Origin of the sequence: Natrarchaeobius halalkaliphilus, from assembly GCF_003841485.1 — an archaeon.
GTDB classification, from domain to species: domain Archaea; phylum Halobacteriota; class Halobacteria; order Halobacteriales; family Natrialbaceae; genus Natrarchaeobius; species Natrarchaeobius halalkaliphilus.
In genome coordinates this window covers 331,689-356,680 of record NZ_REFY01000005.1, presented here as the reverse complement: position 1 = coordinate 356,680, position 24,992 = coordinate 331,689, and the positions used below count along the sequence as shown (strand labels likewise).

Sequence of the window (24,992 nt, the reverse complement as noted above, 5' to 3'; positions counted from 1 at the left end):
TGATAACGAATGGATAACCAGCTTGCGTCAAATACGACGACTCGAGTCATTGCACAGGATTTCGATTATTCGGCGCCGGCGTCGCTCGCCGAGGCGCTCTCGATCCGGAACGAATACGGTGAGGACGTTCGGCCGCTCGCTGGCGGGACGGACCTCCTGATCGAGCTGAAAGCAGATCTCAGGGAAGAGGGTCATCTGATGTCCCTCGACGGCGTCGACGAACTGAACCACATCACCGACGCCGACGACGACCTCGTCATCGGTGCGACGGTCACGTTCGATCAGCTGATCGAATCGCCACTGGTCAACGACTGGTTCCCTAGCCTGTCCGAAGCGGCCAGCGATGCAGGCGGCGTGCAAGTCGAAAAGATGGGGACGGTCGGTGGAAACCTCTGTAATGCATCCCCAGCGGCGAGCAGTGCGCCGCCGCTTTTGAACCTCGATGCGCGCGTGACACTCCAAAGCGAGGACGGCGAACGAACCGTCCCGCTCGATGAGTTTTTCACCGGCCCGAAGCAGACGCTTCTGGAATCGGACGAACTCCTCACCGAGGTCCGCGTACCCAAAACCCGTTTCGACGGCTGGGCCCACGAAGAGGTAAAGCGAGTGACAGAGGATCTGGCGAAAGCGATCGTTTCGGTCGTCGTCCAGCGTGACGGGGACGTCATCACCGACTGTCGAATCGGCCTCGGCTGTGTCGCACCGGTTCCGATGCGAGCGTCCAATGCCGAAGCGGTGCTGAACGGCGAGACGTTTAGCGACGACGTTCTGGCGCGCGCTGGTGCGACAGCACGCGAGGAAATCAGTCCGATCTCCGACTCGAGGTCGACCAGCGAGTACCGGCGACTGATTACGGAAACGAAAATCGAAGATCTTCTCACTGAAGCCTGGGATAGAGCCTAACAATGTCGATAGAAAACACTGAAGTCGTAGACGAATCGGAGCACCGAACGATCGAACTGAGCGTCAATGGAGATACCCACCAGGTCAGGGTAAAACCGAACGAGCTCCTGTTGAACGTGCTTCGAGAGAAACTCCACCTGACGGGATCGAAGTACGCCTGCGGAACCGGCGAATGTCGTGCGTGCAGCGTTCTGGTCGACGGAGAACCCACGCTTTCGTGCCTTCAGCTCGCGATCACTGCCGAGGGCAAGGAGATCACCACGGTCGAGGGGATTTCGGACGGACGCACACTCCACGAAATTCAGCAGTCGTTCCTCGATACCGGTGCGAGCCAGTGTGGCTACTGTACTCCCGGCTTCGTCGTCATGACGAAGAAGCTTCTCGAGGACAATCCGAGTCCGACGGAAGAAGAGATCAGGGATCACCTCAAAGGCAACATCTGTCGCTGTACCGGCTACAACAACATTATCGATGCGGTGAAGAAGGCGGCTGAGGAAACCGAAGCCGAGTAGAGCGGTCGAAACTGATTCGTCTTGTCTGGTTGTCGCGAACGTCGGGGAGTTCGACCTGGAGTCATCGTTATCACGTGTATCCAACGTTCGATTACTATCGATACTGAGAACGATTCGAACCCACACTCGGGGACTGTACCTTCCACGGATACCGTCCTCGGTCTGCAGACCGTTATCGAATCAGGATACCTCGAGGGCGTTCGACGAGACGATTTGTGGACGATCTCAGGAGGAGTAGACGAGCGTATCGTCGTCTTCCCAGCCGACCTGTACGGCGTCTCCCCGCTCGAAGACATCGACGTCTTTGGAGTTGAGCTCACTGATGTTGACCTCGACGCCGAGGCTGTCTATCTCCGCTTTGTAGTTGATGACGTCGCCCATGAAGATGACGTCGCTGACCGTCGCGTTGTAGGCGTTGTCGGTATCGAGTCGCTCGTCGATCTGAACCTGTTCGTACCGGACACCGACCGTCACCTGATCGTCCGCGACTGGATCGGTGTCGACGACACTCGGCTGGCAGGTCGAAACGATGTCGTCCCCGAAATCCACACTGAACCGTTGTTCGTTCACCGTCGCCACGTGACCCGGTAGCATGTTGGTGTTCCCGACGAAATCGGCAACGAACGCCGAATTCGGCCTCGAGTACATCTTCTGGACGGACGAGTGCTGGGCGATCTCTCCTTCTTTGATCACTGCGATCCGATCCGCCATCGTGAGCGCTTCTTCCTGATTGTGCGTCACGTGAACCGTCGTCACCTCCGCTTCGCGGTGAATCCGGAGCAACTCCTCTCGCATCTCTTCGCGAAGCTTCTTATCGAGCGAACTCAGCGGCTCGTCGAGTAGGAGTAGCGACGGCTTGAACGCGAGCCCTCGTGCGATCGCAACCCGCTGTTGTTGTCCGCCGGAGAGTTCAGCGACGTTGCGGTCTCTGATCTCCGGCAGTCGAATGAGATCGAGCATCTCCTGGACGCGCTCGTCGATCCTATCGTGATCGAACCGACGCATCTTCAGCGGGAAGGCGATGTTTTCCCCGACGGTCATGTGCGGGAAAAGCGCCATGCTCTGGAAAACCATCCCGATATTCCGTTCGTACGGTGGTTTGTGTGTGACGTCGACGTCGTCGATATTGATCGTTCCTCGTGTCGGCGTCACGAAGCCAGCGATCATGTGCAACAGCGTCGTTTTTCCGGCACCGCTCGGTCCGAGCAAGGTCAGGAACTCTTCGTCGCGAACATTCAGCGAAACGTCGTCGACGGCGGTAACGTCACCGTACTCCTTGGTCACATTAGCGATTTGAACGGCGACGTCGCGGTCCGCCTCGCTCGCGTTTGATTCCGACGCGCTTGTTGCCTGGGGCTCAGTCGCATCCATGTCCATACTATTGGATTTCCAGAGGCACATATATATCTTTGGCAAATCGACACGCATTACGCCCCGGTTCGTTGGCATCTCGAGACGTATTACACGCCAGTCGGAATTGAAAATGACCTCAGTAGTACAACCGACGGGAATTCGACCGGTATCCGACACGATACCCCGGCTGCCTTCAGCGATTACATCCGATACAGTCGCGTGACGATTCACGGGCCGTCTCGCTCCTGACTGGTACGTATCGCCGTAACAGTTTGTACAACGGTTTCCCGCCCTGGGCTGTACTGGAACCCGATACAGCAGTTTCCGTCAGGGAACGCCGTCGACGATCGACCGTGCGAAAACGGTTGCGGCGTCCTCGATCGCGTCTTCGCTCGTTTCCTCCGCAGGATTGTGACTGACCCCGTCGACGCTCGGGACGAAGAGCATTCCAGTCGGGATGTTTAGCCGCTGTACGTTCATCGCGTCGTGGCCGCCGCCACTCGGGAGCCGACGATACGACGTTCCGATCGACTCGGCGGTCTCGAGGAGGTGTTCCATCATGTCCTCGTCGAGTTCGACTGGATCGGTCTGGTTGATACACTCGGTGTTCAGTACGAGATCTCGGTCCTCAGCGATCGCTTCGAGGCTGCTGACGATCCGTTCTTCGATCCGGTCGCGAAACTGACGGTCGTTGCTCCGAACGTCCACCGGGAACGAAAGCTCCCCGCAGACCTTGTTGATCGCGCCCTCTGAGACCGTGATATCCCCGACCGTCGTGACGATATCTCCGTCTTGGTCGAATTCGATCCCGATTTCTTCGACGGCGGTTATCATCTCCGCCGCCCCGGCGATCGCATCGCGACGCATGCTCATCGGCGTTGCACCCGAGTGATCGTAATCTCCGAGCACTTCGAAGCGATACCGAACTGGCGCTCGAATGCTCGAGACGACGCCGACGTTGGTCGACGTTTCATCGAGGACGCGACCTTGCTCGATGTGGAGTTCGAGAAAGCCCGCGATCCGATTCAGATCGAGCGTCGGTTCCGAAAGGTTTTCGGGCTGAAATCCGGCTTCTTGCATCGCACGCCACAGCGGAACGTTGCTCTGATCGACGACCGAAAAATCCTCCGTCGTCAACAGGCCGAGTGCGCCCCTGCTTCCGATCATCGCCTGACCGAACCGTGCGGATTCTTCCGCGCGAAAAAGAACGAGCGTCGGCGGAATCTCCGGCTCTTCGTCACTGGCCTCGACGGCCTCGATCGCCTCGAGGGCGGCGACGACGCCCAGCGTCCCGTCCAACCGTCCCCCGTTGAACACGGAGTCGAGATGACTTCCGAGATAGAGCGATTCGGAGGCCTCTGGTGCTGTCGTCGCGAAGACGTTTCCAATCGAGTCCTCTTCGACGGCCATCGAATCGATCGCAGAGATCTCCTCGAGAACGTACTCGAAGGCGTCGTTTTCTTCTTCGGAGTACGCGAGGCGTGTTACCCCGCCGCGGTCGGTCTTTCCGATCTCCCAGAGCCTATCTAGCCGACGTTGCATTCGATCTCTGCTTATCTCACTTTCGATCATTTATAATAATGTGTCGCAGATTGCTCGTCACACTGCTTGCGGTGAACGTATTCACTCTAGCAATCCTCATACAAAAGTCAATCTGTTTATGACAGAGCCGAACTATTTATATCAACGAGGCATTCCTCTCGAACACCATATCTGCTTTCCCGAAAAGATTAAGCAATCGGCAACAAAAGGAATAGTTGTTGACCATGTGTGCAAATGATGTGGTGGGAAATACACCATCCGAAACGCGGCGGCAACCGGTCTCGAGGCGGACCATGTTGGCCGGTGGGGCAACGGTCGTTGGAACGAGTATCGCGGGTTGTCTGGGTGGCGACGGAAACGGTAACGGTAACGGCGGTGATGACTCGGGGGAACAGACGCAACCCGACAGCGAAGAACCGGAGAAACCGGATCAAATAACCGTCCGCGCCTGGGGTGGGATCTGGCAGGACAGCCTCGAATCGAACGTCGGAGAGGTATTCACGGACGAAACGGGCATCGACGTCGTCTACGACAACACGGATGGTCCGGTCATGCGTGGGGATATCCGAACGGCGATTCAACAGGATCGTGAACCACCGATCACCGTCGTCTGGGATCTGAATACGATAACTCATACGTCCTACCGTCAGGAGTTAGCTGCGCCCCTCGACCCTGAGGTCGTCACGAACACCGATCAGATGAGCGATTCGGCACGACCCGACGTCGACGGGGATCTGCCGTACGTCAACCTCTACTCGTACACCTACGCGCTGTGTTACAACGAGGACGTACTGGAGGATCTCACGGGTGACAGAGAGCCCGTGGACTCCTGGGACGAGCTCTGGGACTCACAGTACGAGGACATGCTGGGTGCGTACAACGACCCACCTGGTGATGGACTCATTCCGGTACTCGCGGAACTTTCCGACACCGAACCCGGTCCTGCCGACGAGATGGAGCCGGCGTGGGATCTCGCTCGTGAGCTCGAACCCAATATCGGGTATCTCGGAACTGACCAATCCCTGGGACAGGTACTCCAGGAAGAACAGATCGCCTACGCAATGGCGTACTTGCCGAACAATATCGTGGCTCCAAAGGACGATGGGGTACCGGTCGATTGGACCATCCCCGAGGAAGGAGCGCTGGTTCGAATGGACAGCATGTACACGCCACGCAACCTGGACGAATCGCAACAGTACTGGGGACAACGATTCATCAACACGGCTCTGGAAGAAGACGTACAGCAAAACTGGATGGAAGAACTGCAGGTGCCTATGCTGCACCAGAACATCGATCCGCTCGAGTGGATGGATGACGATCCGGCGTTCCCGACGTCACAAGAAGAGTTCGACCAGCTTCTCACCACCGACCTGGACGTCTACGCTGAACACAGTTCCGGCTGGTTCGAGGAGTTTTCACAGATCACGGCCTAACGCAGCCGTCTGATTTTTACTCGAGGGACGGACTCCCTCGTTTTCCATCGACGTTTCCCCAGCAACGGTTCTTGATTTCGCCAAAACGGTTAAGACATTTGGATCAGAACAAGGGGTGTGGATAACTGTGTGTGCAAATAACAAGGCGGAGAGTCTGCTATCCGAAACGCGGCGGCAACTGGTCTCGAGGCGGGCCATGCTGGCCGGTGGGGCAACGGTCGTTGGAACGAGTGTCGCAGGCTGTCTGGGTGGCGATGGAAACGGCGACGGCAACGGCGGTGATGACTCGGGGGAACAGACACAACCCGACAGCGAAGAACCGGAGAAACCGGATCAAATAACCGTCCGGGCCTGGGGTGGTGTCTGGGAAGAGAGTCTGGCTGCGAACGTCGGTGAGGTGTTCACGGACGAAACGGACATCGACGTCGTATACGATAACACGGACGGTCCGGTGATGCGGGGTGACATCCGAACGGCGGTTCAGCAAGATCGAGAGCCGCCGATAACGGTCGTCTGGGACCTCAACACGACAATTCATACGTCCTACCGACAGGGTCTGGCCGCGGATCTCAACCCTGACATCGTACCGAACATCGATCAGGCCCAGGATATGGCAAGGCCGGACATCGACGGTGATCTCCCGTACATCAACCTGTATCCGTACACCTACGCCCTGTGTTACAACGAGGACGTCGTCGAGGACCTCACGGGCGACAGTGAACCCGTCAGCTCCTGGGACGAACTCTGGGATCCGATGTACGAGGACATGCTCGGAGCGTACAACGATCCGCCAGGTGGCGGGCTGATTTCGGTGCTTGCAGAACTCAGCGATACCGAACTGGGTCCCGCAGACGAGATGGAGCCGGCGTGGGACCTCGCTCGCGACCTCGAGCCGAACCTCGGGTACCTCGGAACCGATCAGTCGCTGGGACAGACGCTTCGAGAGGGCCAGGTCGCCTACGCGATGGCGTACCTACCCAATAATATCGTCGCCGCACAGGACGACGGTGAACCGGTGGACTGGATCATACCTGAGGAGGGTGCGACAGTCCGTATGGACGGGATGTACACGCCGCGAAACCAGGACGAGTCACAGCTCTACTGGGGACAAGAGTTCATCAACACGGCACTGCGAGAGGACGTCCAACAGAGTTGGATGGAGCACCTCCAGGTTCCGATGCTCAACCAGAACATCGAACCGCTCGAGTGGATGCAAGGCGATACGGCGTTCCCGACGACGCAGGAGGACTTCGACCAGCTTCTCGAGACCGATCTGGATCTCTTTGCCGAACACAGTTCAGGCTGGTTCGAGGAGTTCTCACAGATCACGGCCTAACGCGGCGACAATACGCATTGTAGCGTTTTTCTTGACCGATCGAGTATCGCGCGGACAGTGGGCGGGCTGGCGTCACTCAGTTCCGAACTCCCGCGGTTGCACCGGTAGGTACGGCAGTTCGTATCATCTATGTCTCGCTGTCCCAGCGCTCGTGTCTCGCTCCCCCCAGTGCTCGTGTCTCGTTCCCCCAGTGCTCTCGCTCGCCGTCGTTTGTGACTTCCGAGAGGTCAATCGATTTCCGAGAGGACTTCACTGACGATTTTTCCTTCGGCTCGTCGAAGGTGCTCTTCGAACGTTCTCCGACTGAGGTCGAGGTGTGTTGCGATCTCTTCGGACGTATTGTCCCGCGGAATCTCGTAGAATCCGTATTCGTGGGCGGCGATGAGCGCTTCCGTCTGTCGGTTCGTCAATCCGGCGGTCACCGAGTGTGACTGATCGACGATGTTATCGAGGACGTCGTGGGTCCGTCGAAGCTTCGATTCGACGGTGACCGGAAAGTCGTCGACGAGCTGTTGATAGAGTTCGGAGAGACTACTCTCGGTCAGCGCGAGCACTCGAACGAGCAGCTGTCCGTGCTCGTATTGCTGTGGCGGCCACAGTAAACAGCCGTGTTCGCTCAGGTAGGCTTCGATCAGGGGCTCCTGGTGTGATCGCAGACAGTCGTTCGTAATGAGCAGCAGCCGTTCGTCTTCCCGGTACATGTCCCTGATTCCAACGTGTGCCTCGAGACGATCGATCAACACGTCGTGGTCGGTTCCCGACGCTCGGATCATGTCACAGTGGTCGTTACACCACATGTCGAGGCGAAGATCTCGTCCCTCGGTGAGTTCGGCGTATGCACTCTCGTGGGCGACTCGAAACGTCGCTTCGTACAGTGTCATAGCCGTATCTTTCACCCGTACTATTTAAAACCCGCCGCTAGGCGGAACAGGGTTGAGTGTCCTTGGGAATGACTCACTATCTATGGCCGAGAACCAACAAACGGCGGATTTCGATCGCGGCACGCCGAGCGAGCAGTGGCGGGAGTATCAGGGTGCGCCGACCGGCACCGACCTCGAGTGTGAGGGTTGGCGCCAGGAGGCGGCGCTCCGGATGCTCAACAACAACCTCGATCCGGAGGTCGGTGAGGATCCCGAAAACCTCGTCGTTTACGGCGGTTCCGGACGGGCTGCTCGAAGCTGGGACGCCTACGATGCGATCCTCGGGGAGCTTCGAGATCTCGACGACGACGAGACGCTGCTCGTTCAGTCGGGCAAGCCGGTCGGCCGATTCCGGACCCACGAGATGGCACCGCGCGTTCTCATCGCGAACTCGAACCTCGTCGGGAAGTGGGACGACTGGGAGCACTTCCACGAACTCGAGGCCGAGGGAAAGATCATGTACGGCCAGATGACGGCCGGCTCGTGGGCGTACATCGGGACTCAGGGAATCATCCAGGGAACCTTCGAGACGCTCGCGGAACTGGCTCGCCAGAACTTCGACGGCGATCTCTCGGGAACGATCACCGTCACCGCCGGCCTCGGCGGAATGGGCGGGGCACAGCCGCTTGCGGTCACGATGAACGAGGGCGTCTGCATCGCGGCCGAGGTCGACGAGACCCGGATCGATCGCCGCATCGAGACGGGCTACTGTATGGAAAAGACCGACGACATCGACGAGGCCATCGAACGCGCCGAGGAGGCCGCGGCGGCGAACGAACCCTACAGCGTCGGCGTTCACGTCAACGCAGCCGATTTGCTCGAGGGACTGCTCGAGCGGGAGTTCGTTCCGGACGTGATCACCGACCAGACCAGCGCCCACGACGCTCTGGAGGGGTACTACCCGTCGGGATACGCGGTCGAGGAAGCCGACGACCTCCGCGAGGAAGACCCCGAGACGTACAGGGCGAAGAGCCTGGAGACGATGGAGCGCCACGTCGACGGCATCCTCGAGCTTCAAGAACGAGGCGCGATCGCATTCGAGTACGGGAACAACATCCGTGGACAGGTCCAGGACGCGTTCGATCGGGACGACGCGTTCGATTTCCCCGGATTCGTTCCGGCGTACATCCGTCCGCAGTTCTGTCGCGGCAAGGGTCCGTTCCGCTGGGCCGCGCTATCGGGCGATCCGGAGGATATCTACCGAACTGACGAGGCCGTCCTCGAGTTGTTCCCGGAGAAAGAACACCTCAGCCGCTGGATCGATCTCGCCCAGGAGCAAGTACAGTTCCAGGGCCTGCCGAGTCGGGTCTGCTGGCTCGGCTACAGCACCGACGGCCACGACGACGGCCTCACCGAACGTGCCAGATTCGCCCTTCGGATCAACGAACTCGTCTCCGAGGGCGAGATCGCCGCGCCGGTCGTCGTCACGCGCGACCACCTCGACGCGGGAAGCGTCGCGAGCCCGTTCCGTGAAACCGAGGACATGCGCGACGGCACGGACGCCGTTGCCGACTGGCCGATCCTGAATGCGCTGGTCAACTGTGCCGCCGGTGCCGACATCGTTAGCGTCCACGACGGTGGCGGCGTCGGAATCGGGAACTCGCTGCACGCGAACAATCACGTCGTCCTCGACGGCACGGAACTCGCCGCGAAGAAGGCCCGTCGCGTGTTCACCACGGATCCGGGAATGGGCGTCATCAGACACGCCGACGCGGGGTACGAGGATGCCGTAGACGAAGCCCAGCAGTCGAACGTCGCCGTTCCGATGCGTGACGACCGATGACCGGGGGACGATCGGCGTGACCGATCTCCAGTTCGTCGTCCACGGCGCGGCGGAGGTCGCAGCCGTCAGCGACGCAGACGATGCGGGGCCGGCAGCCGGCCTCGAGACCATCGCGGACGGCGCGGTGGCGGTCGTCGACGGCGAGATCGCGGCCGTCGGTGAGACAGCGACGGTCACCCGCGACTACCCGCCGGAGAACGCTGCGACGGCGATCGACGCGGCCGGAAAGACCGTTCAGCCGGGGTTCGTCGATCCCCACACCCACGCGGTGTTCGCCGGGGACCGATCCGACGAGTTCGAAGCGAAGCTCCGCGGCAAGAGCTACCAGGAGATTATGGCCGAGGGCGGCGGGATCCTTCGAACGGTCCGGGCCACTCGCGAAGCCGACACTGAAACCCTTCTCGCGAACCTCCTCGATCACCTCGATCTCATGCTCGCCCACGGCTCGACGACCGTCGAGGTCAAATCCGGTTACGGACTCGATACGGAAACCGAACTTCGGATGCTCGAGGTGATCGATCGGGCCAACGAGCGACATCCGATCGATCTCGTCGCGACGTACATGGGTGCTCACGCCGTCCCGGAGGACCGGGACACCGACGAGTACGTCGACGAGGTGGTCGACGAGCAACTCCCCGCCGTCGCGGATCAGGGCGTCGCGGAGTTCTGTGACGTCTTCTGCGAGGAGGACGTCTTCGACGTCGCCCAATCCCGCCGAATCCTCGAGGCGGGACGGGAGCGCGGACTGTCACCGAAGGCCCACGCCGAGGAGTTCGTCCACCTGGGAGGGACACAGCTCGCGGCCGACGTCGGTGCGACCAGCGCGGATCACCTGCTCAACGCCACCTCGGACGACGTCCGGGCGTTGATCGACGCCGGAACGGTTCCGGTGTTGCTCCCCGGCACGGCGTTCGGTCTCCGGACCGAGTACGCCGACGCTCGCGGCATGCTCGAGGCCGGCGCGCCGGTCGCGCTGGCAACCGATTTCAATCCGAACTGTCACTCCCACAGTATGGGATTCGCCACGACGCTCGCCTGCGTCGGGATGCGAATGACGCCCGCGGAGGCGTTGATCGGCGCGACGCGCAACGCGGCGGCCGCGATCGACCGGCCGAACGGACCGGGCCGGCTCGAGGTCGGCGGGCCCGCCGATCTCTGCGTACTCGACGCGCCGTCACACGTCCACGTTCCCTACAGTTTCGGCGTGAATCGTGTCGAAACCGTCGTCAAAGACGGCGAGGTCGTCCATGGTTGAACGGGAGCCGGTCGTCTGTGACGGCTCCTCGCTCCGTCCGGAGGACGTCGTCGCGGTCGCACGCGACGATGCCCCCGTTACGGTGCCCGAGGAGACGCGAGCGGACATTCGAGATGCGCGCGAGCGCGTCGAGGAGATCGTCGACAGCGGCGCGACGGCCTACGGCTTGAACACGGGATTCGGTGAACTGGTCGACGAGCGAATCTCGCCGGACAAGATCGATCAGCTGCAGACGAACCTTTTGCGGAGCCACGCCTCCGGTGCGGGTCGCGTGCTGACGCGGCCGGAGGTTCGGGCTCTTCTGGTGACCCGGATCAACGCGCTGGCGGTCGGCTACTCGGGGATCCGCGAACTGGTCGTCGATCGCCTGGTGGAGATGCTCAATCGCGGCGTTCACCCGGTCGTCCGGTCGCGCGGAAGTCTCGGAGCGAGCGGAGATCTCGCCCCGCTTGCACACGCGTCGCTGGTCCTCATCGGAGAGGGCGAGGCCGTCGTGGATACGGACGATCGACGACCCCAGCCGAGCGAAGCCGACGCGCGTATGTCCGGGCAAGAGGCGCTCGAGTCAGTCGACCTCGAGGCGGTCACGCTGACGGCGAAAGAGGGGCTGGCGCTGATCAACGGCACCCAGTTGACCGTCGGACTCGCCTCGCTGTTTCTTATCGACGCAGAGCGCGCATTGTCCGCCGCCGACGCCGCCGGATCGCTGTCGATCGAGGTTTCGATGGGGACCGATGCGATCACCGAGCCCGCGATCCACGAGGCGCGCCCGCACGCCGGCCAACTCGAGACGGCTCGAGACGTTGCCCTCTTACTCGAGGACTCGGAGATTATTCTGTCCCACCGAGATTGCGATCGCATTCAGGATGCGTACTCTATGCGCTGTATTCCGCAGGTCCACGGCGCGGTCCGGGATGCGCTCGTCCACCTCCGGGAAGCGGTCGAGACCGAACTCAACAGCGCGACCGACAATCCGCTTTTGTTTTCGGGTGACCGGATCGGTGATCGCGCGACCGGAACCCCGAACGCGAGGGTCATTTCGGGCGGCAACTTCCACGGCGAACCACTCGCGCTCCGGCTGGATTACGCCCTGAGCGCGCTGACCGAACTGGCTGCCATCAGCGAGCGGCGCGTCGACCGGCTGATCAATCCGAACGTTCAGGAGTCACACCTGCCGCCGTTTTTGACCCCTGACAGCGGCCTCAACTCCGGCTACATGATCGCACAGTACACGGCGACTGCGATGCTGAACGAACTCCGATCGATCGGTCGGGCGTCGATCGACTCGACGCCCGTCAGCGGCAATCAGGAGGATCACGTCAGTATGAGCGCTCAGAGCGCCCTCAACGCGCGCCGGGGTGTTTCCAACCTCATCACCGTTGTCGCGATCGAGTTGCTGTGTGCCTGTCAGGCTGCGGAGTTCGTCGACGACGATCTCGGACACGGCCGGGGCACCGATCTCGTTTACGATGCCGTTCGCGAACTCGTCCCACCGCTCGAGGACGACCGGCCGCTCCACGACGAGATCGACGCCGTTGGAACGCTCGTCCGATCGGGACTGCTCGACGAGCGAATCCGTTCCGTTCTCCCGGATTCGGCCGCCTAGAGTCGACCCATTCCTTCTCGAGGAGGCTTTTTGTTCCTGTGATCGTTCCGTAGTCTCCGCGCGGACGTCCCTGTAATCTGCGTTCGAGTTCGGTATCCGACTCAGTCTGTCGCGAGGAACTGTTCGACGATTTCGTTTTCCGCTCGCCGGAGGTGATATTCGAACGTTCGTCTATCGATGCCGAGTTCGTCGGCCAGATCCGCGGTTCGAGAGCCGCGCGGAATCTCGTAGTAGCCGCGGTCGAACGCGGTTCGAATGGCCGTTCGCTGGCGATCGGTCAGCTTCGCCCCGGTCATCCGCGGAACGAGCAGATCGTAGCCGACGGTCTCGAGCTCCCGCTTCGACACTACCGAGACCTGAAACCGGTCTGAAAGATCCTCGAAGAGATTCGAGAGGTCCGCGAACGCGGAGGCGACGATCCGCAGGTGGATCTCGCCCGTGTCGTAGCTGAGCGGCGGGATCGCTCGACAGTCGTGGCGCTCTAGGTACTCTTCGATGAAGTCGTCCCCGTGGCGACGGAGGCACGTACTCGTAAATACGAGTACGTCCGTTTCGTCCGAAACCGTATCGTAGACGCCGAGTTCCCCCTCGAGCGCCTCGACCGCGTGGCCTGCGTTGGCGCCGCGCAGGTAGATGATATCCCAGCGGTTGTTACACCACAGCTCGACGTCGACGTCGTACTCCGTCGAGAGGTCCGCGTACAGACTTCCGTACTCGATCGACATCGTCGCCTCGTGCATACCGGCCGTACGGACCGGAGCCACGTTATACTGTTCGCCGGTTGGGTCGGTACACCGTCACAACGGACCGTACACCTCAGTAGAGTACCTCGTCGGCTCGAAGCCGATCGATCCGTTCCGGCGACGTCCCGAGCCAGTCGCGAAGGACGTCGTCGGTGTGTTCACCGAAGAGCGGACTCCGTGACGGAGGGTTGACATCGTCTTCCGAGAACTCGCTCGGAAAGCCCGTGTAGGTCTGCTCACCGACCTCCGGGTGATCGTGTCGGACGAAGAGAGTCCGTTGGTGGAGCTGTGGATCGTCCTCGACGAGATCGCGTTCGTTGGCGACGCGGCCGGCCGGAACGCCGTGTTCCTGGAGGATCGTTCGAGCGGTTTCTGCGTCCCGCTTCCGAGTCCAGGACTCGAGGACGGCGTCGAACCGGTCGTGATGTCGTATCCGGGCCGCGTGTGACTCGAGTTCGGGATCCGTCGCTAACTCCGGTCGTTCGATGACTGAACAGAGCGCCCGCCACTGGTCGTCCGTCCCAACTGCGACGGCGAGCCAGTCGTCCTCGCCGCGACACTCGTACACTCCCTGGACGAACCGCCGGTCCTCGTCGCGAGCGCCCATCCGCTCGCCGGACTCGCCCGTGATGTCGGCGACAGAGAGGGCCGAGTGGAGCAGGGAAACGGTCGTTTCGAACTGTGGAATCTCGACGTATCGCCCTTTCCCCGTCGACTCTCGGCCGGCGAGTGCGGCCAGAACCGAAAACACGGCCATCACGCCTGACGTGGGGTCTGGCCAGGAGAACCCTGCGGGTGTCGGCGGATCGTCGGGAGTGCCCGAGAGGTGATCGAGGCCGGCCATCGACTCGAGGTTCATCCCCCAGGCGCGGTAGTCGGCGGCCGGACCGGAGGAGGCCCACCCCGGCATCGAGACGTAGACGATCTCCGGATTGACGGCGCTGACCGACTCGTAGTCGAGATCGATCGAACGCAGAAAGCCCGGCGAGAAGTTCTCGACCCAGACGTCCGCCGCGGCGGCGAGTTCGAGCGCGAGTTCCCGACCTCGCTCGCGTTTGAGGTTCAGCCGCAGGCTTCGCTTGCCGAGGTTGAACTCGTTGTAGAACGCGGAGACGTTCGGACTGTCCGCGGAGTCGAACTCGTCGTAGGTGTAGCCGTACCGCATCATGTCCGGCTTGTACTTCGATTCGACTTTCACGACGTCGGCACCGAGCGCGGCGAGGTGCTTCGTCGCGTGCGGGCCGGCGTACACCCACGAAAAGTCGAGCACGCGGATCCCCTCGAGCGGTTTCGCGGCTTCGTCGTCGTGCGAGTCGGACCCCTCGTTCGGATCGGGTCGGTCCGTCATCGGATCACCCCCGACGCGGCGAGTCGCGTTCGGTCTCGTTCGAGCTCGTCGTACAGCTCGTTGTCCTCCCCGAGCGCTGGCGGCGACCCCATCGGAACCGGCGATCCGTCGACGCGGAACGGGAAGCCGGGACTGGTCACCGTCTCCCCGTTCGGCAACTCGAGGTCAACCCAGAACTCCCGGTCGTGGAGGTGGTCGAACTCGAGGAGTTCCGTCGGCGTCTGGACGATGCCACAGGGGATTCCGTTCGCCTGAAACTCCTCGAAGAGCGCCCACTTGTCTTGCTCGCCGGTGTAGGACTCGACCACGTCTCTCAGTTCGGGGAGGTTCTCGAGGCGCGCTTCCGGCGTCGAAAAGCGCTCGTCGCTGGTCAGCTCCGGTCGCTCGAGGACGTCTTCGCAGAACGTTCCCCACCGCGCGTCGCTAACTGCCGCGGAGATGTATCCGTCGGCCGTCTCGTACAGCGCCGGCAACCCGGGCTGACCGTCCTGATCGGGATAGCCCAGGCCGGTCCGCTCCGTGCACGCGCCGGACCATGAGAATCCGGCGACGAACCCTTCCATGTACGTGATCGCGACGTCCCTCGCGGCGACGTCGACGTGCTGTCCGGAGTCGTCCTGCAGGTCGCGAGACAGCAGCGATGCGAGGCCGCCGATCGCCGCGTGCTGGCCCGCCCAGTAGTCGGCGCTTTTGACCCGCGGACGCAGCGGTGGTTCTCCCGGATACCCCATCTTGTTCATCTGCCCGCTCTCGGCCATCGCGACGATCTCGGGGGCGCTATAGTCCGCGAACGGACCGTCGGATCCGAACCCGGTCACCGAGACGACCGTGAGGCCGTCGTGTCTGGTCTGTAACTCGCGGGCGTCCAGTCCGTAGGCGTCCAGTCGGTCCTCGACGACGAGATCGACTCCGAGCGTCTCGATCAGCTCCTCGAGCAGTTCGGGCGCGCGGTCGCTGGATTCAGCGAGCGTGAGGCTTCGCTTGCTCGTGTTGAGGTAGCCGAAGACGGCGCTTTCGCTCCGGCCGTCACCGGAGACGAAGGGTGCGACGCGACGTGCGGAGTCACCGTCCGGCGGCTCGACTTTGATGACCTCCGCGTCGCAGTCCGCGAGCAGTTTCCCTGCGTAGGGGACGGCGACGTAGTCTCCGACCTCGAGGACGGTGTAGTGGCTGAGCATGATCAGTAGGACTTCGGGAGTCCGAGAGTGTGCTGTCCGAGGTAGTTTCGGATCATCTCCTCGCTGACGGGGACCGTCCTGGCGTGGCGGATGAATCCCCACGCGGCCGCGACGCCCATCTCCGAGGCGACCGACATACCGCCGAACGTCGTCATCGACGCTTCGGCGGCGCTCCAGGCCGCTTTCCCCGCCTGAAGGTTCGCCAGGTTCGCGGCCTCTCCGACTCCGTCGCGACCGTTCGACTGCTGCCAGGCTGCCTTTCTGAGGACCAATCTGGCGCTCTCGAGGTCCGCGTAGGCGTCCGCGAGCGGGTGCTGGATCGCCTGATGGCCGCCGATCGGTTCCGACCAGACGACGCGCTCGCGAGCCTGTTCGACGGCGGCGTCGAGAACGGTCTTTCCCGCCCCCCACGAACACGCCCCGAGGATGATTCGTTCGGTGTTGAGCGTGTCGAACAGCTGCTGGAAGCCCCCGTCGACCGTCCCGAGGACGTCCTCCTCGCTCACTCTCACCTCGTCGAGTTGAATCTCGAACGTCCGCTCTGGATAGTAGATGTCCAGGTCGATCTCGTCGTAGCTGATGGCGTCGTCCTCGAGATCGAGGATGAACATCGTGATGCCGTCGGCCGGCGAGTCCACGTCGGCTTTTGCCGTCGTCCGGGCGAGCAAGAGCATTCGATGGGAGTGGTCCACGCCCGAGATGAACTGCTTGCCGCCCTCGATGACGAACTCGTCGCCGTCCCGTTCGGCCTTCGTCTGGATGTTCGTCGTGTTCAGTCCCGCGTTCGCCTCCGTCACGCCGAGCGCCCAGCGTTCGCTCCCGTCGACGATCGACGGCAGGTAGCGCTCTTTTTGGGCTTCGGTCCCGTGCTCGAGGACCGAGAGTCCCCCGAACACCGGCCCGGAGATGAGCGAGACGGCACCGATCCACGCGCCCTCTTCGGCAAGCGCCTCTACGACGGCCAGCAACGCGAGCAGGTCCATGTCCTGTCCGTCGAAGCGCTCGGGAAAGAGAATCCCCAGCCAGCCGCCGTCAGCGAGGTCCTGATACAGTTCCGTCGGAAACCGATTCTCGGCGCGGACGTCGCGCCAGTACTCGTCGGGGTAGTCCTCGACGATGTCAGCGATCACCTGCTTGATCAGCGCGTACTCCTGTGGCCAGTCGAAGTTCATCGTTGCCCTATCGTTGTCGGTAGAGTACGGTAAGCGATCACTCACCGTACGCCAATGGTTTAAAAGCCAGGCCGGAATTACGCCGAGAACGACTCGAAAACGCGTCGCATCCGATCCGTTCCGTCTTCGATCGTCGCCTCGTTAGTCGCATACGAGAGGCGAAGGAACGATTCGGCCGATTCTCCGAAGACGGAACCGGGGACGACGGCGACCTGTTCGTCTTCGAGTAGCCGCATCACGACCGAGCGACTGTCGAGTTCGGTTCCGGTGAGTTCGGCAAAGACGTAGAACGCACCGGCAGGGTCGACCGGCGAGAGGCCCGGCACCGACCCGAGACGGTCGACCATCAGCGTTCGCCGTCGATCGAACGTCTCGCGTATCTCCTCGAGAAGTTCCGGCGACTCGAGTGCGGCCATCGCGGCGACCTGTGCGGGTTCCGCGACGCTCGAGACGGTGTGTTCTTGAAGTACGCGGATCGAATCGATGATATGGGACGGCCCGGAGACGTAGCCGACCCGCCATCCGGTCATCGCGTACGCCTTCGAGAAACTGTGGACCGTCACCGTCCTGTCGAACAGTGCCGGATCGCTCGCGATCGAGTAGTGTTCGCGGTCGTCGTAGACGAGTGACTCGTACGTCTCGTCGACGAGACACCAGATGTCGGCCTCGTCGACGACCGACGCGATCCGCTCTAGCGTGGCTTGCGGAATCACCGCCCCGGTCGGGTTCGATGGCGTGTTCAGTACGAGCAGTTTCGTGTCGGCCGTGATCGCGTCGGCGATGCGATCAGGCGACGGGACGAAACCGTCTTTTCGGTCCGTCTCGACGGGAACGATGGTTCCCCCGGCGCTGGCGACGTGACCGTGGTAGTTCGGCCAGAACGGCTCGGGGATGACGACTTCGTCACCGGGATCGACGAGCGAGTGTATCGACTCGAACAGCGCGCCCATCGCCCCGGGTGTGACGAGAACCTCCGATTCGGGATCGACCGAGATGTCGTTCTCCCGTGCGAGCTTTCTCGAAAGCGACTCGCGAAGATCGGATCGACCTGCCGTCGGCGTATAGTGTGTTGCCCCCGCCCTGACCCGCTCGTCGACCGCGTCGATGATCGGTTCCGGCGTCGTAAAGTCCGGTTCCCCGATACTGAGGTCCGCGATGTCGTCGTACTGTGCCGCTTTGTCGAAGACCTCTCTGATGCCCGACTCGGGCATCCGAACGATCCGGTCGGCGCATCCGTTCGCGTTCATGATACTAGCTGTCACAGGATCAATAAAGTCGTTTGGTCTCCGTTCGGTGGTTCACCGAGACGGGGCCGATCACTCGAGCGTCTCGGGGTTGACGATCCCTTCGTGTTGATGTTCCTCGTATGCCGCGATTACCGCCTCCGATCCCTTCTCGATGAGTTCGTCCACCGACCGCTCGGAGTACCAGGCGGCGTGTGGCGTCACGAACACGTCGGACCGGCCCAGCAGCGGATTCGTCTCGGCCGGCGGCTCGTTCGCGAGGACGTCGAGGCCGGCCGAGAGCAACGGCCCGTCCTCGAGGGCGTCGAGCAACGCGCTTTCGTCGACGAGTTCCCCCCGCGAGGTGTTGATGAGAACGCTCGAGTCGGGCATCCGCTCGAGGACGTCTTCGTCGATGATCTCTCTGGTTTCGTCGGTCAATGGGGCGTTAACTGATAGCACGTCACACCGTTCGATCAGTTCGTCGAACTCGACGGGTTCGACGCCGGCACGCTCGATCGTTTCGTCGTCGAGGAACGGGTCGGCGGCGAGACACTCGAAGCCGACGGCGGTCGCGATATCCGCGGCCGCACGGGCTTTGTTCCCGAACGCGAGAAACCCGAACGAGAGTTCCGAGAACGATCTCACCGGATCGACCGCGCTCCAGTCCCACTCTCCGTCGGCGGTCGAGGAGGTGTACTGCGGGAGTCCTCGGAGACAGGCCATCGCGAGCGTGGCCACGTGTTCGCCCACCTCCCGGTCACAGTAGGTTGGAACGTTCGCAATCTTGACGCCACGTTCGGTGGCCGCCTCGACGTCGATGCCGTCGATACCGGTGGCGTACCGGCTGACGACCGAACATCCAGTCGCGTCCATCAGCGGCCCCGATACGTCGGTGTAGTGGGTGAGGAGTGCATCAGCCTCTCCGACTTCTCGTGCGATTTCGCCAGCAGACGCGTCGGCCGGCACGTCGACGGCGTCGACACGGACCGCGTCGAACTCCCGTTCGAACGCTCGTCGTTCTTGTTCTACGTCACCAAACCAGTCCGGATCGAGGTGGACGATTCGTACAGTGCGGGACATACGCACTCATCTCAACGGTTCCGCAAAAACCCTTCGCCGCCGCTCGTTCCGTCTCGGAGTACGACGATTCGAGTTGCTCGATCGTGTGCGCCAGCGCCACCGTCGGTCGTGCCTAATCGTCGGCTGGCTGGGCCGCTGACTCGTTGTTCATCTCGTTCGCTGCCCGCTTTACGCCCTCGAAGATCATGTCGTATCCGGTACAGCGACAGGTGTTCCCGTGGAGTGCGGTCTCGATTTCCTCGTCGGTCGGATCCGGGTTCTCCTCGAGCAACGCGACAGCGGACATGATGAACCCGGGCGTACAGAACCCACACTGGAGCGAGAACTCCTCGAGGAAGGCTTCCTGCACGGGGTGGAGATCGTCCCCGTCGGAGAGGGTTTCGATGGTCTCGATCGATTTGCCGTCGACCATTCCTGCGATGTGCATGCAGGCTTTTCGGGGTTCATCGTCGATTCGAACGGTACAAGCTCCACAGACGCCGGTGGAGCAGCCTTTTTTCGTTCCGGTTAGTCCCAGATCGTCACGAAGAACGTCGACGAGTGGTTTCGACGGATCGACGTCGATCGTTTGCTGTTCATCGTTTACCGTCAGGGTCAGTTCTGTCATTGGTGTCCCTCCTCGCGCGCGGTCTGAAGCGTTTTTTCGGTCAGGTTTCGGACCATCGATCGTCGGTAGTCGACCGAAACCGTGGGATCGGGATCGATGGGAACCTCTTCGGCTGTCGCCTCGGCCGCCTCAGCGATATCGTCGTCCGTTACGGCCGTCCCGACGAGGGAGTCCGCAGCGTCCGGTGCGAACACGGGTCGGTCGGAAACGCTTCCGACGACGATCCGCGCGGAGCCACACCGGTCGTCCTCTAAGGACAGATACGTCGCGACGTTGACGATCGCCCGATCGTTCTCTCGATACGCCAACTTCTCGTATCCTGTTCCTTCACCGTCACCGATCGTGGGAACGCGGATCTCGGTCAGCAGCTCCGACGGACCGAGCGCGCACTCATAGAAGCCGGTGAAGAACTCTCCGGCCTCACGTTCGAGTTCGTCGTCGGTCGTCCGGGAAACGATCGTGGCATCGAGCGCCATCAGAACCGGCGGGTAGTCTCCCGTCGGATCCGCGTACGCCGTTGCACCACCGATCGTTCCGGCGTTTCGAATCTGGAGATCCGCGATCTCACTCGCAGCCGTCGCGAGAACTGGAACTCCCTCTGTGACGATCTCCGAACACTCGACATCTCTGTGGTTTGCGATCGCGCCGAGGCGGACGTGGTCGTCCTCTCGTTCGATTCCGTCCAATCCCTCCACACCGTTGATGTCGACCAGCGTCTCTGGCGAGACGATTCCCTCCTTCATCAGTAATCCGAGGGACTGCATCCCGGCAACGATCGTCGGATCGGATAACTCCTCTAACATCTCACAGACCGAATCGATGGTTTCCGGTCTGTGGTACTCGGTTTGCGCTGACATACGCGTCATCTCAATGATCTCCCGGATACGGTATTAAAGCTTCGCCCCATGTCGGCCGCGGTTTTACCTCACGATTGCCGACCTCTCATACGGTCTACTGTAAGTCGTTACCGGAGCGACCGCAGGACAGCTCGCGGTCGCCCCGGTAAAAAGTCACAGCAAACCGTCTCATTGAACGTCGCCCTTCGAGCCGACGAAACCGAAGAATTCGGATATCGGCTCTTCGGACTCCATCTCATCTTTCACCCGCGCATCTGAAGATCGTCGTTTTCCCCGACAGCCTCCGTCGGCTCGCCAAAGATTTTAATACTGATAGTACTATCATCACTCGTACGGTAGTATGAGCGAACTCGTCGTCGAACTCCGGGGCTCTCCCGTCGGTTCGACTGACGGTGCAGACAACCACAGGACGGTAAATCGTACTTACCCACACGTCTAATACGTATGACCGCTAATCAACTCCAGACGGAACAGCAGACGAAGCGGGTGTTCTCGAGCGTCGGGACCAGCCACTACGGTCCGGACGACCGCTCGAAAGTCACCGGCGAGCTAACGTATGCGGACGACTTCGATGCGGACGGACTGTTACACGCCAACGTGTGTCGATCGACACGCGCGTCCGCCACTATCGAAGACGTCGATACGTCCGAGGCCGAAGCGATAGACGGCGTCGAGGCCGTCATTACGGCTGCGGACGTCCCGAACAACAAGTCGGCATCGAACGTCGTTGGACAATCTCAGGAGGTCGGATTGCTCGAAGCCAAACATCAGGTACTCGCGGACGACGTCGTCCGATTTTTCGGTGAACCGATCGCGATCGTCGCGGCCACGGATCCACAGATCGCTTCCGAGGCGACCGAGCGCATTCGTGTGAGCTACGGGTCGAAGGAGGGCGTCTTCGATCCCAGAGAGGCGATGGAACCGGACGCACCCGAGGTTCACGGAGGCAACAACGTCATCGCCCGCTGGAAACTCAGAGAGGGTGACGTCGACGAGGCGTTCGAGGACGCGGCGGTCGTCGTCGAGGACACCTACGAAACGTCGTTCCAGGAGCACGCACATCTGGAACCCGAATCCGGCGTCTCCTGGATCGACGATGACGGCGTGTTGAACCTTCGAGTCGCGACCCAGGTTATCGAGCAATACCGGGAGGTCGCGGAGATTCTGGACCTTCCCGAGAGCAAAGTCCGCGTCCGCGGAACCCTTATGGGCGGCGGATTCGGCGGAAAAGAAGACCTCACCGTCGAACCGTACATCGCCTTGCTCACGTGGGAAACCGGACGACCGGTAAAACTCACCTACGATCGCGACGAAATGTTCGTCGGTCGACACAAACGATCGCCGTTTACCGTCCGATACAAACACGCCGCAGACGAGGATGGAAACCTCGTCGCCGTCGAGTCAGAGCTAGTCTCCGATTCCGGTGCGTACGTCTACTTGAGCCCGTGGATCCTGATGTACGCGACCTATCACTCCACCGGCCCGTACGACATTCCGAACGTGAAAGCCGACGGCTACTCCGTGCTGACGAACAACACGCCGGGGAGTGCGTTCCGCTCGTTCGGTGCCGTCGAAGCGACGTTCGGCGTCGAACAACAGATCGACGCCATCGCCCGCGAACTCGAGATGGACCCCGCCGAACTCCGCCGGAAGAACTATTTCGAGCGAGGGGATACGACGGCGACGGGTCAGCCGATCGATTCGGCAGTCATGCTCGGAGAGTCCCAGGACGCCGCCCTCGACGCGCTCGGGGAGCCGTCCCAGTCCGACGATCCGGACGTCGTCGTCGGACAGGGCTTTGCCAGTAGCTGGCAATCGTACGGACGGATGCGGTATCTCGGGGACATCTCCTCGTCGTGGGTCGGACTCGAGAAAGACGGCAGCGCGATCGTTCGTTCCGGTATTCCGGACCTCGGCGGCGGACAGCGCGAGTCTCTGCGACAGATCGCATCCGAGGAACTCGGTATTCCGACCGAGGATATCCAGGTGAATTCGAGCGACACGCAGTCGACTCCGCTGGGCGGGACCGTGACCGCCTCGCGCGGACTGTACATGTCCGGAAACGCGGTTCGAAAGACGGCCAATACGCTCCGCCAGCAGATACTCGAGAAAGCGGGGGACCTCTTGGAGGAGGACGCGGACGACCTGGACATCTCCGATGGCGTCGTCCACACGTCGGGCCGAACGAACGAGGTTTCAGTAAGCGACGTCGTCATCGCCTGCCACGCGGAGGGGAATCCGCTACAGAACCTAGAGACCTTCCGCGCCCCGACGGAGCCACCGATCGAGGACGAAATCCTCGAAGGATCGATCTTCCCGGACTTCACGTTCAGTACCCAGGCCGCGGAGGTCGAGGTCAACACCCGCACCGGTGAGGTCTCCGTGAGCAAACTCGCACTCGCTCACGACGTCGGAAAGGCGATCAACCCCTCGCGCGTTCAGGGACAGATCGAAGGCGGTGCGGTTCAGGGACTCGGCTACGCGCTCATGGAGGATTACTCCCTGGACGACGGCGTTCCGCTCACGCGAAACCTCTCGGATTACAAGCTGCCGTCGACGGCCGACGCGCCGGAGATGGAGACGATCATCCTCGAGTCCGAGTCCGGAAACGGACCGTACGGTGCGAAAGGGATCGGTGAACCGTCGATCACTGCGACGCCGGCCGCCATCTTAAACGGCATCTACGACGCGATCGGCGGGCGCGTCACGGAGCTCCCCGCCTCACCGGAAAAAGTGTTTACGGCGATGACCGAGGCAGACGACTAACGAGAACCGACGGGACGGTCCGATCGATTACGACAGCCGGATACCGTCTCCGGGTTCGCTCACCGTTTCCCCCCCTTTTGCGATCATCGTTCCGCGCTGATAGACCGCGGTCGCCATTCCCGTCAGCGTCATCCCGTCGAACGGACTGTAGTCCGCCGCACTCTCAAAGCGGGTCGCGTCGACCTCCCACTCGCGATCCGGATCGACGACGACCAGGTCGGCATCGGCACCTGGTCGAATCGTCCCCTTGCGTGGATAGAGTCCGTGGAGTCGAGCCGGACTTTCGGCGTAGAGTTCGACGAGTTTTTCGACCGAGAGCCGGCCGCGATCGATCGCCTCTAACATCGCCGGAACGGCCGTCTCGAGCTGTGGCATTCCCGGCGGAACCTCGAGCGGAGGCTGGTCGCGCTCCTCGAGCCGATGCGGGGCGTGGTCCGATCCCAGCAACTGAACGTCGCCGTTCCGGAGATGAGTCCAGAGCCCCTCGAAGTTTTGCGAGTCGCGAGCAGGCGGCGTTCCGATCGCGGCGGTCCCGATCGCAGCGACGTCAGAGCGATCGAACGTGAGGTGATACGGCGTCACCTCCGCGTGGACGGGCAGTCCGTCGGCTCTCCCGTCCCGGATTCGCGACAGCGCTTCGGCCGTCGTCACGTGGGCGATCACCGTCTCGGCTCCCGTCGCTTCGACCATATCGAGGACGTCGCTGACGGCCGTGGTTTCCGCGATCGGTGGCCGGGAGTCGAAGAACGCGTCCATTCCGTCCTGGTCTTTACACCGCGTCGTGAACTCGTCTAGGTACTCCTCGTCTTCCGCGTGGATATACAGCGGCAATCCGGTGTCCGAAACCTCCTCGAACGCCCGATACAGCACTCCCTTATCGTCCATCAGCAGCGGGCCGAAACTCGTCGCCATGAACGTCTTGAACGCGGTGATTCCCGCTTCAGCGAGCGCTTCGATATTCCCCGTCCCGACGTTTTCTTCCGTGATCGCACCGAAAAACGCGTGGTCTACGTGCGAGTCTCGGGCGAACCGGGCCGCCTTCTCCTCGAGTCGATCCACGTCGAGGACGGGCGGCGTCGTGTTCGGCATCTCGACGATGGTCGTTACCCCGCCTGCGGCCGCTGCCGCGGTTCCCGTTTCGATGCCCTCTTTTTCCACGTACCCCGGCTCTCTGAGATGGATGTGGCCGTCTACGAATCCCGGAAGGATCCACTCGCCGTCCAGTTCAATCTGCTCTGTCGCGTTCAACGCCGTCCCCGGCCTTGCGAGATGCGTTACGGTTCCGTCGGTAACACCGACCGTCAGGTCCATAAGCTCGCCGGCATGGTAGACGCGTCCGCCCGAAAACTGAGTATCGACGTCAGACATACCT

Annotated in this window: 20 protein-coding genes; 8 read left to right on the top strand and 12 right to left on the bottom strand. The window is 61.7% G+C overall.

Features of this window, described 5'->3' with window-relative positions:
• Window positions 1–9: 9 nt before the first annotated feature.
• The gene (locus tag EA462_RS14355) at window positions 10–903 is read left to right on the top strand and encodes an FAD binding domain-containing protein (protein ID WP_124179262.1); all 894 of its coding nucleotides are present in this window, start codon (window positions 10–12) and stop codon (window positions 901–903) included.
• A 2-nt stretch (window positions 904–905) separates the two neighbouring features.
• Window positions 906–1,415, top strand: coding sequence for a (2Fe-2S)-binding protein (locus tag EA462_RS14350; protein WP_124179261.1), 510 nt, complete (start codon window positions 906–908; stop codon window positions 1,413–1,415).
• Window positions 1,416–1,640: 225 nt separating this feature from the next.
• On the opposite strand, the gene EA462_RS14345 is transcribed toward EA462_RS14350, so the two are convergent.
• Together EA462_RS14345 and EA462_RS14340 are read right to left on the bottom strand one after the other, a co-directional pair.
• Window positions 1,641–2,792 carry an ABC transporter ATP-binding protein gene (locus EA462_RS14345; RefSeq protein WP_207891669.1) on the bottom strand — a complete coding sequence of 384 codons (1,152 nt, stop codon included), beginning with the start codon at window positions 2,790–2,792 and terminating at the stop codon, window positions 1,641–1,643.
• A gap of 303 nt (window positions 2,793–3,095) precedes the next feature.
• The gene (locus EA462_RS14340) at window positions 3,096–4,310 is read right to left on the bottom strand and encodes a M20 family metallo-hydrolase (protein ID WP_207891668.1); all 1,215 of its coding nucleotides are present in this window, start codon (window positions 4,308–4,310) and stop codon (window positions 3,096–3,098) included.
• A 293-nt stretch (window positions 4,311–4,603) separates the two neighbouring features.
• Here EA462_RS14340 and EA462_RS14335 point away from each other — a divergent pair, with 293 nt between their 5' ends.
• On the top strand, window positions 4,604–5,743 hold the full coding sequence (locus EA462_RS14335; RefSeq protein WP_165872097.1) for an ABC transporter substrate-binding protein: 1,140 nt from the start codon (window positions 4,604–4,606) through the stop codon (window positions 5,741–5,743).
• Between the two features lie 196 nt (window positions 5,744–5,939).
• Window positions 5,940–7,079, top strand: coding sequence for an ABC transporter substrate-binding protein (locus tag EA462_RS14330; protein WP_124179258.1), 1,140 nt, complete (start codon window positions 5,940–5,942; stop codon window positions 7,077–7,079).
• Between the two features lie 227 nt (window positions 7,080–7,306).
• Here the strand turns inward: EA462_RS14330 and EA462_RS14325 are convergent, their stop codons facing one another.
• Window positions 7,307–7,960, bottom strand: a complete 654-nt coding sequence (locus EA462_RS14325) for a helix-turn-helix domain-containing protein (RefSeq protein WP_124179257.1) — start codon at window positions 7,958–7,960, stop codon at window positions 7,307–7,309.
• Window positions 7,961–8,042: 82 nt separating this feature from the next.
• Between EA462_RS14325 and hutU the strand changes: the two genes are divergently transcribed.
• From hutU to hutH, 3 genes are read left to right on the top strand one after another with little or no spacing between them, the layout of a single operon-like run.
• Window positions 8,043–9,782, top strand: coding sequence for a urocanate hydratase (gene hutU / locus EA462_RS14320; RefSeq protein ID WP_124179256.1), 1,740 nt, complete (start codon window positions 8,043–8,045; stop codon window positions 9,780–9,782).
• A gap of 16 nt (window positions 9,783–9,798) precedes the next feature.
• Window positions 9,799–11,037 (top strand): imidazolonepropionase, encoded by a 1,239-nt coding sequence (hutI, locus tag EA462_RS14315; RefSeq protein WP_124179296.1) that lies wholly within the window; start codon window positions 9,799–9,801, stop codon window positions 11,035–11,037.
• Entirely contained in the window at window positions 11,030–12,643 is a 1,614-nt protein-coding gene (gene hutH, locus EA462_RS14310; RefSeq protein WP_124179255.1) for a histidine ammonia-lyase, read from the top strand. Before hutI ends, hutH begins: the two co-directional genes overlap by 8 nt.
• 101 nt (window positions 12,644–12,744) lie before the next feature.
• Here the strand turns inward: hutH and EA462_RS14305 are convergent, their stop codons facing one another.
• From EA462_RS14305 to EA462_RS14270, 8 genes are all read right to left on the bottom strand, one after another.
• Window positions 12,745–13,383, bottom strand: coding sequence for a helix-turn-helix domain-containing protein (locus EA462_RS14305; protein ID WP_124179254.1), 639 nt, complete (start codon window positions 13,381–13,383; stop codon window positions 12,745–12,747).
• A 76-nt stretch (window positions 13,384–13,459) separates the two neighbouring features.
• Window positions 13,460–14,734, bottom strand: a complete 1,275-nt coding sequence (locus EA462_RS14300) for a CaiB/BaiF CoA transferase family protein (RefSeq protein WP_124179253.1) — start codon at window positions 14,732–14,734, stop codon at window positions 13,460–13,462.
• Complete coding sequence (locus EA462_RS14295; protein ID WP_124179252.1) at window positions 14,731–15,912, bottom strand: CaiB/BaiF CoA transferase family protein; 1,182 nt, start codon at window positions 15,910–15,912, stop codon at window positions 14,731–14,733. The genes EA462_RS14300 and EA462_RS14295 overlap by 4 nt, the downstream gene beginning before the upstream one ends.
• Before the next feature lie 2 nt (window positions 15,913–15,914).
• Window positions 15,915–17,084, bottom strand: a complete 1,170-nt coding sequence (locus EA462_RS14290; protein WP_124179251.1) for an acyl-CoA dehydrogenase family protein — start codon at window positions 17,082–17,084, stop codon at window positions 15,915–15,917.
• A gap of 77 nt (window positions 17,085–17,161) precedes the next feature.
• A complete protein-coding gene (locus EA462_RS14285; protein WP_124179250.1) occupies window positions 17,162–18,331 on the bottom strand; it encodes a pyridoxal phosphate-dependent aminotransferase in 1,170 nt (389 codons plus the stop codon).
• A gap of 69 nt (window positions 18,332–18,400) precedes the next feature.
• Complete coding sequence (locus EA462_RS14280) at window positions 18,401–19,390, bottom strand: C-terminal binding protein (protein WP_124179249.1); 990 nt, start codon at window positions 19,388–19,390, stop codon at window positions 18,401–18,403.
• A 112-nt stretch (window positions 19,391–19,502) separates the two neighbouring features.
• A complete protein-coding gene (locus EA462_RS14275; RefSeq protein WP_124179248.1) occupies window positions 19,503–19,997 on the bottom strand; it encodes a (2Fe-2S)-binding protein in 495 nt (164 codons plus the stop codon).
• A complete protein-coding gene (locus tag EA462_RS14270; protein WP_165872096.1) occupies window positions 19,994–20,854 on the bottom strand; it encodes an FAD binding domain-containing protein in 861 nt (286 codons plus the stop codon). The genes EA462_RS14275 and EA462_RS14270 overlap by 4 nt, the downstream gene beginning before the upstream one ends.
• 444 nt (window positions 20,855–21,298) lie before the next feature.
• Between EA462_RS14270 and EA462_RS14265 the strand changes: the two genes are divergently transcribed.
• The gene (locus EA462_RS14265) at window positions 21,299–23,620 is read left to right on the top strand and encodes a xanthine dehydrogenase family protein molybdopterin-binding subunit (RefSeq protein WP_124179246.1); all 2,322 of its coding nucleotides are present in this window, start codon (window positions 21,299–21,301) and stop codon (window positions 23,618–23,620) included.
• 27 nt (window positions 23,621–23,647) lie between these two features.
• On the opposite strand, the gene EA462_RS14260 is transcribed toward EA462_RS14265, so the two are convergent.
• Window positions 23,648–24,988 (bottom strand): dihydroorotase, encoded by a 1,341-nt coding sequence (locus tag EA462_RS14260; RefSeq protein WP_124179245.1) that lies wholly within the window; start codon window positions 24,986–24,988, stop codon window positions 23,648–23,650.
• Window positions 24,989–24,992: the final 4 nt, after the last annotated feature.

Bases quoted from the DNA above. Each gene is read 5' to 3' on its own strand.
- EA462_RS14355 (WP_124179262.1), top strand. From the start codon at position 10: ATGGATAACCAGCTTGCGTCAAATACGACGACTCGAGTCATTGCACAG.
- EA462_RS14350 (WP_124179261.1), top strand. From the start codon at position 906: ATGTCGATAGAAAACACTGAAGTCGTAGACGAATCGGAGCACCGAACG.
- EA462_RS14345 (WP_207891669.1), bottom strand. From the start codon at position 2,792: ATGGACATGGATGCGACTGAGCCCCAGGCAACAAGCGCGTCGGAATCA.
- EA462_RS14340 (WP_207891668.1), bottom strand. From the start codon at position 4,310: ATGCAACGTCGGCTAGATAGGCTCTGGGAGATCGGAAAGACCGACCGC.
- EA462_RS14335 (WP_165872097.1), top strand. From the start codon at position 4,604: ATGTTGGCCGGTGGGGCAACGGTCGTTGGAACGAGTATCGCGGGTTGT.
- EA462_RS14330 (WP_124179258.1), top strand. From the start codon at position 5,940: ATGCTGGCCGGTGGGGCAACGGTCGTTGGAACGAGTGTCGCAGGCTGT.
- EA462_RS14325 (WP_124179257.1), bottom strand. From the start codon at position 7,960: ATGACACTGTACGAAGCGACGTTTCGAGTCGCCCACGAGAGTGCATAC.
- hutU (WP_124179256.1), top strand. From the start codon at position 8,043: ATGGCCGAGAACCAACAAACGGCGGATTTCGATCGCGGCACGCCGAGC.
- hutH (WP_124179255.1), top strand. From the start codon at position 11,030: ATGGTTGAACGGGAGCCGGTCGTCTGTGACGGCTCCTCGCTCCGTCCG.
- EA462_RS14305 (WP_124179254.1), bottom strand. From the start codon at position 13,383: ATGCACGAGGCGACGATGTCGATCGAGTACGGAAGTCTGTACGCGGAC.
- EA462_RS14300 (WP_124179253.1), bottom strand. From the start codon at position 14,734: ATGACGGACCGACCCGATCCGAACGAGGGGTCCGACTCGCACGACGAC.
- EA462_RS14295 (WP_124179252.1), bottom strand. From the start codon at position 15,912: ATGCTCAGCCACTACACCGTCCTCGAGGTCGGAGACTACGTCGCCGTC.
- EA462_RS14290 (WP_124179251.1), bottom strand. From the start codon at position 17,084: ATGAACTTCGACTGGCCACAGGAGTACGCGCTGATCAAGCAGGTGATC.
- EA462_RS14285 (WP_124179250.1), bottom strand. From the start codon at position 18,331: ATGAACGCGAACGGATGCGCCGACCGGATCGTTCGGATGCCCGAGTCG.
- EA462_RS14280 (WP_124179249.1), bottom strand. From the start codon at position 19,390: ATGTCCCGCACTGTACGAATCGTCCACCTCGATCCGGACTGGTTTGGT.
- EA462_RS14275 (WP_124179248.1), bottom strand. From the start codon at position 19,997: ATGACAGAACTGACCCTGACGGTAAACGATGAACAGCAAACGATCGAC.
- EA462_RS14270 (WP_165872096.1), bottom strand. From the start codon at position 20,854: ATGTCAGCGCAAACCGAGTACCACAGACCGGAAACCATCGATTCGGTC.
- EA462_RS14265 (WP_124179246.1), top strand. From the start codon at position 21,299: ATGACCGCTAATCAACTCCAGACGGAACAGCAGACGAAGCGGGTGTTC.
- EA462_RS14260 (WP_124179245.1), bottom strand. From the start codon at position 24,988: ATGTCTGACGTCGATACTCAGTTTTCGGGCGGACGCGTCTACCATGCC.